Here is a 9830-nt window from a genome sequence, read left to right as displayed (position 1 = left end):
AAATCAGTTATGTTCATTGGATGGAAGATATTATGAAATGTTGACATTTTTACCCTTGATAATACTAGTATACTTAAATATGTAAAGTTTTGTAACGACATTCAACATTTCTGATAGTTACTATAAAAATACAGGGAATCAAAAGGTAATTTACTTTGTAATATCCACTCTACTAATTCTGTGCTGGGTAAGTCTCTAATTTGAAAATCACAGGCCGCACCTAATCTTTTACAGTAATATTGACCATTTTTATTGATTTCATGGCTAATATGTTGATCAAGATTAGGGGCTACACGCCCATTTTTTTGACCTGTAACTGGGTCTTTTTTCTGAAGATACTTTTTTAAGTCTGGAGAACAAAAACCGTAGGTAAGATGAAATTTATCTCTACCAAAATAATCTATAATTGGATCAATGATCAATTTGTTTAAATCCTGTAATGCAGGAATTACTTCCGATAGATTTTGCGGATATGGGTTGATATTTTCGGCATATTTATGATAAGTTTGAGTACAGGTACAAAATTCTTCTAAATTCAGATATTTGCCTAATTTCAAATTGCTAATTTTCATAAATACTCAATAACAATCAGACTGGTGATTTTATTGTAGCATTTTAACTTTGGTTTGATTAATTGTAATCAGTTATAGCAGGGAACAGGGAACAGGGAATAGAGTTGAAAGTCTTTTGGTGTATGGTTTTTTAGGTAAATTCCGTATCTCATTCATAATTTTATGGTCTCAGATGTATTGATGATTAGTTTAAATAAAGGGTAATATTAGACCATATTTTCAGTATTTTGTCATCAATATTTAATTATTTTTTGAATTTTGAATTTTGAATTTTTAACTACTAAGGTCCACAAAAGTATGAATGTTCAAGAACTTTTAGCTAGGTATGCAGCGGGAGAAAGAAGTTTTAATTGTATTGCTTTACCAGGAGCAAATCTACAAGGAGTTAATTTGGGTGGTGTGGACTTCGGTAAAGCGAATTTAAGTGGAGCTAATCTTACAGATGCTTCTTTGAGTGGAGCTAATTTGAGCAAGGCAAATCTAAAAGGAGCAAGATTAGAAGGGGCGCATTTATCTGAAATTATTCTTTGTGGTGCGGATTTAACTCAAGCTACATTAAAAACTGCTCATTTAAATGAATCAGATCTTAGTGGTGCATTATTAAGTGGTGCTAACTTGTGTGATGCTAATTTACACATGGCCTCGATTTCCTCCGCTAACTTGCAGGGTGCAAACTTGAGCGGAGCAAAAATGGGGGGTGTGAGAATGTGGAAAGCTGATTTACAAGGTGCGGATTTAAGCGGCGCAGATTTAAGCGAGGCTAATCTTTGCGAGGTGAATTTAACAGGAGCTAACTTAGATGATACAGATATGAGTGAAACCTTCTTAACTGGAGCAATTATGCCTGATGGTAGCATTCATAGTTAATTATTGCGCCTGAAAGCGTGGGAAACCTAGGTTCAGTTTTAAGGAGTTGAGTAATAGGGACACAAAAATTTACAACTCAACCAACTTGAATAGAGAAAAACAAAATCAATCTATCATTGATATGATTTATAATACCCTAGGCTTCCTTATACACTAAAAAAATAATGTATACCAGTGAACTAGCTAAATATGCTGTGAGAAAAGATATTGGACAAACCAGCCGTATCCTCATAGTTGAAGACGAAGAATTAATTCGAGAAATACTAGTTGTCGCTTTAGAAGAAGAAGGGTATGATGTTGTTACTGCTAATGATGGCCGAACTGCAATAGAGTATCTGAACAGTTGTGAAAATAATCCTGAAGAACTACCTCTGGACTTAGTGCTATTAGACTTGATGTTACCCCAAATTAATGGACTAGATGTTTGTCGTTTTTTGCGTCATCAAGGTAACTCAGTACCGATTTTAATGGTCAGTGCTAAAGGTAGTGAAACTGACCGTGTTTTAGGCTTAGAAGTAGGTGCTGACGACTACTTGACAAAACCATTTAGTATGCGGGAATTGGTCGCCCGGTGCAGATCTTTACTTCGTCGCCAGCGTTTAAGTGCATCACAGCACATTCCCGTTCTCAAATATAAGGATATAACCTTAAATACTCAGGAGTGTCGGGTAACAGTGCGCGGAGAAGAAGCAAATTTATCTCCCAAAGAGTTCCGGCTATTAGAATTATTTATGAACTATACCCGTCGAGTATGGTCACGGGAGCAATTGTTAGACCAAATATGGGGACTAGACTTTGTGGGGGACAGCAAAACCGTAGACGTGCATATCCGCTGGTTAAGGGAAAAATTGGAAGAAGATCCTAGTCATCCAGAATATATTATAACTGTTCGGGGTTTTGGTTACAGATTTGGGTAATTCATGAAGATAGTTGTTATTATTGAGTAATAATACACCAACTAACAACTTCAATGTTTTTAATGGGATTTTTCCTGGGTTTAGCTGTCGGCCTTGGTTTTTGGGTTTGGCAACAGGTTCATTTGAGTTTGTATTTAGAGCAATTACTACAACCTTTAAATTCTCATTCCCGTAAAATTACTAATATTAAACTGCTGTTAAGACCCCACTTACAGCGGGAAGTTTCCATGGTAAACAAACAGCAACAGAATTTGCAGCAATTATTATCCATGTATAAAAAATTGCTATATTTTGCACCTTTGGGATATTTGCAAGTAGATGAAGAAAATCAACTACTGTGGTGCAATCAGCAAGCACAAGAAATATTATATCTCCAAAGATGGCAACCAGGACAGGTGCGTTTGCTGTTAGAATTAGTGAGGTCCTACGAATTAGATCAATTAATTGAACAAACTCGTGATTGGCAAAAACCACAGGTGCAAGAATGGGTTTTTCATCCCCCTTGTGAAGATGCTAAGGTGGTGACAGAATTAAAGTCCCTGTTTTTGAGAGCTTCTAGCTTACCTTTACCAATGGGACAAGTGGGGGTATTTTTGGAAAATTGTCAGCCTGTGCTAGACTTGAAGCAAGAACGCGATCGCTCTTTTTCCGATTTAGCTCATGAACTGCGAACCCCCCTAACTGCAATTCGTCTGGTGGTGGAAACTCTACAAACCCGTTTAGAACCACCTTTAGATCGTTGGGCTAATAAGCTGATGCAAGAAGTTGACCGACTGATTAATTTGGTGCAAAGTTGGTTAGAGTTGACGCAAATGGAAAATAATCCCACCATGCAGTTAGACTTAGAAATAGTGGAAATGCGATCGCTCATCATCTTAGCATGGGAAACCCTAGAACCAATTGCCCAACGTCAGTTTTTAAGTATTAACTATACTGGACTAGAAAACATCTACATTCAGGCAGATAAATGCCGACTTTATCAAGTATTTGTCAACTTGCTAGATAATAGCATTAAATATAGCCCCAGTCAAGCAACTATTGACATTGAAACCAAAATAATTTCTACTGATAAAGGCCAGATGTTAGAAATCAATATTATTGACTCTGGTGTTGGCTTTAGTGTTACGGACTTACCCTATGTATTTGAACGGTTTTACCGAGGGGATAAAGCTCGTTACCGTTTACCAGTCAATGAAGTCAACTCAACCACAGGAATTGCCGGTAGTGGTTTAGGTTTGGCCATTGTCCAGCAAATAGTCATAGCTCATGGTGGGATCATTAAAGCCATGAACCATCCAGAAACAGGTGGTGCTTGGATGCAGCTTCAATTTTCTCACATTATGACAAATTTGCCTAGTTGAGACTATAGTTAAAAACATATACACTTTTAATATAACCAATCTAATCAGTGTGAAAACTGTATTTGATAGTCAGACTCACGAAATACCGCCAATAGAACGCTCCATTAGGCGCTTAGAACGGGATCTATTACGCATGGGTGCTTTAGTTGAACAATCATTTCGGCTAAGTCACCAGGCGCTATTTGCCCGCGACCTAATAGCAGCAGAGCAAATACCCCGATTAGATAAGAAAATTGATCGTTTTTATAGACAAATAGAATCAGACTGCACAACTATTATTATCCGTCAAGCACCCACAGAAAAATATTTGCGGTACTTGAGTGCTTTCATGCAACTAGTTCGTGATTTAGAACGTATAGGAGATCATGCAGAGGATTTAGCGAAAATTGCCATTAAACTCTTTCCCTATCCTGAACATAGTTCTTTACCAGAAATTGCAATTATGTCTCAACACGCCCAAGCCATGTTAGGAGCTTGTTTAGTTGCCTTAGGAGACTTAGACGAAACCAGTGGACAAAGAATGAAACAGTTAGATGATGCAGTAGATAATGCTTATGAGCATCTTTATCAAACCTTTGCCCACCAGGAGAACTTACCGGGAATAATTGAGCCAATTCTACTGTTAACCTTAGCAATTTCTTGTTTAGAGCGGATGGCAGACCACGCAACTAATATTGCTCAACGAGTCACATATATTGTTACTGGTCAGCGATCATAAAAAGATCGAGTCCGAAAATTATACACCATAAACGATGTATAATCCCAAATTTGGAGAAGAATAAATAAAAAATCATTTTGTATAAAAAATTTAATATTTTAGTTGCCTAAATTGCTATTAATGATATAGAATAACCATAGAACATTTATGTATCAAGTTCCATTGGGACTTGACCATAATTTGGATTCCTTTAGGTGTGAGAGAGATTGAAATTTATGAAAAAAGCTTTTTGGAACATCCTCAAAGTCAGCCCTGCTGCTGCTTTGATCTTATTGGCTGGTAATAGTGCCTTTGCTGGTGAAGTTAACGGAAATGTCACAAGCGTTGCTGAGTTATCTCAAGAGTCTAACAGCTTGGGTCAGGTGACATCCGTTTCTCAGTTTTCCGACGTACAACCCTCAGATTGGGCGTTTAAAGCTTTACAGAGTTTAGTAGAACGCTATCGTTGCGTAGCTGGTTCTCCTAACGGTACTTTCCGTGGTAATCGCACCTTAACTCGTTTTGAGTTTGCGGCGGCTTTAAATGCTTGTTTAGACAGCATTAATGAAATTCTTGCTACTGCTACTGCTGAGATGGTGACCAAGCAAGATTTAGGTACTTTACAGGGTTTACAAGAAGAATATTCCTCTGAACTAGCAACTATTCGCGGTCAAGTAGACGCTTTAGAAGCTCGTACTGGTGAATTAGAAGCTAATCAATTCTCCACCACAACCAAACTGTCTGGAGAAGCAATTTTCAGCGTTTCCCAGGTTTTTGGGAAGCCAGTTGGATCAACAACAGACATAAATTCCACCACAACTTTGTCTGACCGGGTGCGGTTGAGCTTAAACAGCAGTTTCACTGGTAAAGATCAATTGCAGACTCGTTTGCAAGGGGTAAATATTATTCCTAATAGCGCTATTACAGGTACCAACATGAGCCGATTAGGTCATGATGGTTCTGCGACTGGCAGCAATAGCAATAACACGGTAACTATCGACAAACTCAACTATGCTTTCAATTTGAGCGACAAAGTTCGCGTCAAAATTGATGCTACTGGTGGTGAGTTAAACGAGAACGTCAATGTTTTCAACCCCGACTTTAGAAGCAGTGGTACAGGTGCTTTATCTCGCTACGGACGTTTCAGCCCTATTTATCGTCAAGCTGGTGACGGTGCCGGTATCACTGTTAACGTTACTCCTAACGATAAATTGGAATTGAGTGCGGCTTATTTTGCCACAGGTAGAGATAGTGCTGCTAATCCTGCTGCACGGCAAGGATTATTCGATGGTAATAACACCCTCTTTGGTCAATTAGCTTTCAAACCCAATAAAGCCATCAACGTTGGTCTAGCCTACGCTCATACTTATCAGGGTAGCAGTGCCCGTTCACTATTCGGAGATACGGGTAGTGCTGTTGCTAATGCTACTGGTCGTGCTGGTACTGAATCTAACAACTATGGTCTACAAGTTAGCTTGCAACCTAGCTCTAAGATTACATTAGGTGGTTGGGCAGGTTATACCACAGCTAGTACCTTAGTGGGCACTCCAACTAGCGCGGAAATGTTCTATTGGGCTACTACCTTGGGTGTTAAAGACTTCTTAAAAGAAGGTAATACCTTGGGTTTCGTCTTCGGTCAACCTCCTAAAGTCACTAGTGCTAAAGTGGGTACGGTATCAGGAACTGTTGAAAGCAGCACTTCTTATCATATAGAAGGCTTGTACAAAATGAAGCTTTCCGATAATATCCTTATTACTCCTGGCTTGTTATTAATCTTAAATCCTGAGAATAATGACAATAACGGTAAGGAATTGGTGGGTACTGTACGGACAACCTTCAGTTTCTAGAATCAACTGAGATTAGTAGTTGGGATTTAGCGAGTTTAGTCGCATGGTTAGGGGTTTAGCAGTGCTAAACCCCTACACTTATTTGTGAAATATCTCTCGTTCCCATACTCTGTATGGGAATGAATTCTATAAGGCTCTGCCTTTAATAATACAATTAGGCAGAGCCTACATCATGGCATTCCCAGTCAGAGACTGGGAACGAGATAACCTCTTAGCTTTACGCAAAATATAATTCATATTAAATTAAGAATAAAAAAGAGACTAATGAATTCAATAGCATCTACCTTAACTTCTATTCTCAGCACCGAAAACGCCGTTATATCGTGGGAAAATCTCAGCCCCACCCAACAGCATAATATCCAACAAGGAATAGACCCCAAAAGCCAGCCTAGTTGTGTCATTTATCCCCATAGCCAAGCGGAATTAGCCGCAGTTATCACCACCGCCAATAGTCATCAATGGCGCGTTCTGACCTGGGGTAGCGGGAGTAAAATCAATTGGGGTGGTTTAGCTGAAAATATTGATATTATTGTCAGTACCGAACACATTAACCAACTCATAGAACACGCTGTGGGAGATTTAACGGTTACGGTGGAAGCAGGGATGAAATTTGCCCAGATTCAGGAGATTTTAGCCAAGTCTGGACAAACTTTAGCTTTAGACCCCGCAGCACCGGAATTAGCTACTATTGGGGGTATCGTGGCTACTGCTGATACAGGTTCTTTGCGTCAACGTTATGGCGGTGTGCGTGACCAACTTTTAGGTATAACTTTTATCCGCGCAGATGGAGAAATCGCTAAAGCTGGAGGACGAGTTGTCAAAAATGTGGCTGGTTATGATTTAATGAAGTTATTTACTGGCGCTTACGGTACATTAGGAATTATTAGCCAGGTCACTTTTCGAGTTTATCCTATTCCTGAAAGTTCGGGAACGGTGATATTAACTGGTAAACCTGAAGCCATATCTCAAGCAGCGAGAACTTTACACGGTTCGGAATTAACACCAACTCAAGCTGATTTATTATCAAATAAGTTGCTTACTAATTTAGATTTGGGTACAGGAATAGGCTTAATTGCCCGTTTTCAAAGTATTAGTGAAAGTGTTCAAGAACAATCAAAACGACTTTTGTTAATTGGTGAAAAGTTGGGTTTACAGGGGGTAATTTATTCGGGAAATCAGGAAATTGATTTATGGCAACAGTTACCAAAACAAATATATGATCATCTCACAGAATCTACTATTACTTGTAAAATAGGCGTATTACCAACTGCTGCGGTGGAAATTTTAAATTACATGGAAGTTGGTCTAATTCATATTAGTAGTGGTTTGGGTTTGGTGCGCTTGGAAAAGGAAGAACAGATTTTACCTTTGCGGAGTTTATGTCAAGCAAATTCTGGTTTTTTAAGTGTTTTATCTGCACCTGTTGAGTTTAAGAAAAGGTTTGATGTTTGGGGTTATAATGGCAATGCTTTGGCGGTAATGCGAGGTATTAAGGAACAGTTTGATGGTAATTTTATTTTAAGTCCTGGTCGCTTTGTGGGTGGGATTTAAGATTTCAGCATAACGAACCGCAGAGGCACAGAGGTCACAGAGGTTAAGAGGGGAGAAATATAAATGCAAGTTTCGGAAGGTTTGGTGAGTAATACTGCTGGTATTAAGAATTTACAGGGTTTTGATGGCAATTGTCCACCTGATCCTAAGTTAATTGATAGTTGTGTTCATTGTGGTTTTTGTCTGGCTACTTGTCCTAGTTATCGGGTATTAGGAAAGGAAATGGATTCTCCTAGAGGACGTATCTATTTAATGGATGCTATTAATGAGGGGGAAATTGCTTTAAATACTGCTACTGTTGAACATTTTGATTCTTGTTTGGGTTGTCTGGCTTGTGTTTCTACTTGTCCTTCTGGTGTTCAGTATGATAAGTTGATTTCGGCTACTAGACATCAGGTGGAAAGAAATTATAATCGCAGTTTACCTGATAAGTTGGTTCGACAATTAATTTTTTCTCTGTTTCCTAATCCTGATCTTTTAAGAATTTTACTTTTTCCTTTATTAGTTTATCAAAAGTTGGGGATTTCTAAGTTATTACAAGCAACTGGGGTAATTAAGGCTATATCCCCCCGGTTAGCTGCTATGGAATCTATTTTACCGGAAATTACTCTTAAGTCTTTTCAAGATAATTTACCTGATATTATCCCAGCGAAGGGTGAAAAAAGATATCGGGTTGGTGTTATTCTAGGATGTGTACAAAGGCTGTTTTTCTCTGGTGTCAATGAAGCGACTGTTAGGGTTTTAACTGCTAATGGTTGTGAGGTGGTAATTCCTAAGTCTCAAGGTTGTTGTGCGGCTCTTCCTGAACACCAAGGACAAACGGAACAAGCGAAAACTTTAGCAAGACAAATGATTGATAGTTTTGCTGATACTCATGTAGATTTTGTGATTATCAATGCTGCTGGTTGTGGTCATACTTTGAAAGAATATGGTCATATTTTGGCAGATGATCCAGAATATGCACAAAAAGCAAAAACATTTGCTGCAAAAGTTAAAGATTCACAGGAATTTTTAGCTAATGTGGGTTTAACTGCTAAACTTTCACCTTTAACTGACAAAAATCTGACTTTAGTTTATCAAGATGCTTGTCATTTATTACATGGTCAAAAAATTAGTGTCCAACCTCGTCAACTGTTAAAACAAATTCCAGGAGTAACTTTAAAAGAACCCATAGACGCAGCTTTGTGTTGTGGTAGTGCGGGTGTTTATAATATGTTACAACCGGAAGTTGCGGAAGAATTAGGGAAACAAAAAGCTGAGAATTTATTAAATACTGGCGCTGATTTAATTGCTTCTCCTAACCCTGGTTGTAGTTTACAAATTAGTAAATATTTACAAGGTAAAACTATTTCTGTGATGCACCCTATGGAATTATTAGATTATGCTATTCGGGGTGAGAAATTGGAGATTTAGCATATAATTTATTAAGGAATGCAAATTTAATTTAATAACCTGCAATTCTGATCTAACATGGAATGGTGCGTTACGCTTTGCTCTAGCAAAATTATGCCCGCAAGGGCTATAAACACTCTACTTTTACAATTTATTTGATTCACATTCCTAAGTAGGAGTTGCTAATAGCATGGCGTAAGCCATAAAATAAATTGCAATCTGATTATATAACTGATGTATACGTTGCTCATGGTTCACAATGGTGCTGAGTAATTTACCAACCCTACAATTACTCAAATGCTTTGGTTGATTTCATTAATAATTTAGAAAAATAGGAATTAAACAAATTTGACATACTCACCTGCCTGAAGGCGAGGTGATTCTTGACGCTTCACCGACTGATGCTACCGAGGTAGTCTTACTCTGTCTCTGCGCCCGTTTAGAGTCGTGGCAATGCCCTATCCCGACTTTATTTATATTTTTTGCGGCGTTTTCATCTCGGTCGTGTTCAGCCCCACAATTTAGGCACTTAACCGACCGAATTTTTAAATCAAGTTTCCCCCATTTGTAGCCACATTCAGAGCAAATTTGGCTAGTCGGTTCCCATCTACTAATAACACGAAAAT

The 9830-nt window shown here is 38.4% G+C and carries 9 protein-coding genes; 7 read left to right on the top strand and 2 right to left on the bottom strand.

Annotated features, from left to right (window positions below; all coding sequences use genetic code 11):
• Nucleotides 1–101 precede the first annotated feature (101 nt).
• Nucleotides 102–572, bottom strand: a complete 471-nt coding sequence (locus H6G44_RS19605; protein ID WP_242031813.1) for a hypothetical protein — start codon at nt 570–572, stop codon at nt 102–104.
• A 297-nt stretch (nt 573–869) separates the two neighbouring features.
• Between H6G44_RS19605 and H6G44_RS19600 the strand changes: the two genes are divergently transcribed.
• From H6G44_RS19600 to H6G44_RS19570, 7 genes are all read left to right on the top strand, one after another.
• Nucleotides 870–1439: a pentapeptide repeat-containing protein gene (locus H6G44_RS19600; protein WP_190388232.1), complete on the top strand. Its 570-nt coding sequence runs from the start codon at nt 870–872 to the stop codon at nt 1437–1439.
• Nucleotides 1440–1603: 164 nt separating this feature from the next.
• Nucleotides 1604–2356 (top strand): winged helix-turn-helix domain-containing protein, encoded by a 753-nt coding sequence (locus H6G44_RS19595; RefSeq protein ID WP_190388231.1) that lies wholly within the window; start codon nt 1604–1606, stop codon nt 2354–2356.
• A 53-nt stretch (nt 2357–2409) separates the two neighbouring features.
• Nucleotides 2410–3717 carry a sensor histidine kinase gene (locus H6G44_RS19590; RefSeq protein WP_190388230.1) on the top strand — a complete coding sequence of 436 codons (1308 nt, stop codon included), beginning with the start codon at nt 2410–2412 and terminating at the stop codon, nt 3715–3717.
• Between the two features lie 49 nt (nt 3718–3766).
• Nucleotides 3767–4435: a phosphate signaling complex protein PhoU gene (gene phoU, locus H6G44_RS19585; RefSeq protein ID WP_190388229.1), complete on the top strand. Its 669-nt coding sequence runs from the start codon at nt 3767–3769 to the stop codon at nt 4433–4435.
• Nucleotides 4436–4650: 215 nt separating this feature from the next.
• Entirely contained in the window at nt 4651–6261 is a 1611-nt protein-coding gene (locus H6G44_RS19580) for an iron uptake porin (protein ID WP_190388228.1), read from the top strand.
• 264 nt (nt 6262–6525) lie between these two features.
• The gene (locus H6G44_RS19575) at nt 6526–7812 is read left to right on the top strand and encodes an FAD-binding oxidoreductase (protein WP_190388227.1); all 1287 of its coding nucleotides are present in this window, start codon (nt 6526–6528) and stop codon (nt 7810–7812) included.
• A 63-nt stretch (nt 7813–7875) separates the two neighbouring features.
• Entirely contained in the window at nt 7876–9225 is a 1350-nt protein-coding gene (locus H6G44_RS19570) for a (Fe-S)-binding protein (RefSeq protein ID WP_190388226.1), read from the top strand.
• Nucleotides 9226–9561: 336 nt separating this feature from the next.
• On the opposite strand, the gene H6G44_RS19565 is transcribed toward H6G44_RS19570, so the two are convergent.
• Nucleotides 9562–9819, bottom strand: a complete 258-nt coding sequence (locus tag H6G44_RS19565; protein WP_313885318.1) for a zinc ribbon domain-containing protein — start codon at nt 9817–9819, stop codon at nt 9562–9564.
• Between the last annotated feature and the right edge of the window lie 11 nt (nt 9820–9830).

This window comes from Aphanizomenon flos-aquae FACHB-1287, from assembly GCF_014698755.1.
GTDB lineage: Bacteria > Cyanobacteriota > Cyanobacteriia > Cyanobacteriales > Nostocaceae > Dolichospermum > Dolichospermum flosaquae.
Note: the sequence above shows the minus strand (reverse complement) of the source record. Positions and strands in the feature narration are given on the sequence as shown.

Coding starts and splice junctions, on each gene's coding strand:
- H6G44_RS19605 (WP_242031813.1), bottom strand. CDS start 572: ATGAAAATTAGCAATTTGAAATTAGGCAAATATCTGAATTTAGAAGAA.
- H6G44_RS19600 (WP_190388232.1), top strand. CDS start 870: ATGAATGTTCAAGAACTTTTAGCTAGGTATGCAGCGGGAGAAAGAAGT.
- H6G44_RS19595 (WP_190388231.1), top strand. CDS start 1,604: ATGTATACCAGTGAACTAGCTAAATATGCTGTGAGAAAAGATATTGGA.
- H6G44_RS19590 (WP_190388230.1), top strand. CDS start 2,410: ATGTTTTTAATGGGATTTTTCCTGGGTTTAGCTGTCGGCCTTGGTTTT.
- H6G44_RS19580 (WP_190388228.1), top strand. CDS start 4,651: ATGAAAAAAGCTTTTTGGAACATCCTCAAAGTCAGCCCTGCTGCTGCT.
- H6G44_RS19575 (WP_190388227.1), top strand. CDS start 6,526: ATGAATTCAATAGCATCTACCTTAACTTCTATTCTCAGCACCGAAAAC.
- H6G44_RS19570 (WP_190388226.1), top strand. CDS start 7,876: ATGCAAGTTTCGGAAGGTTTGGTGAGTAATACTGCTGGTATTAAGAAT.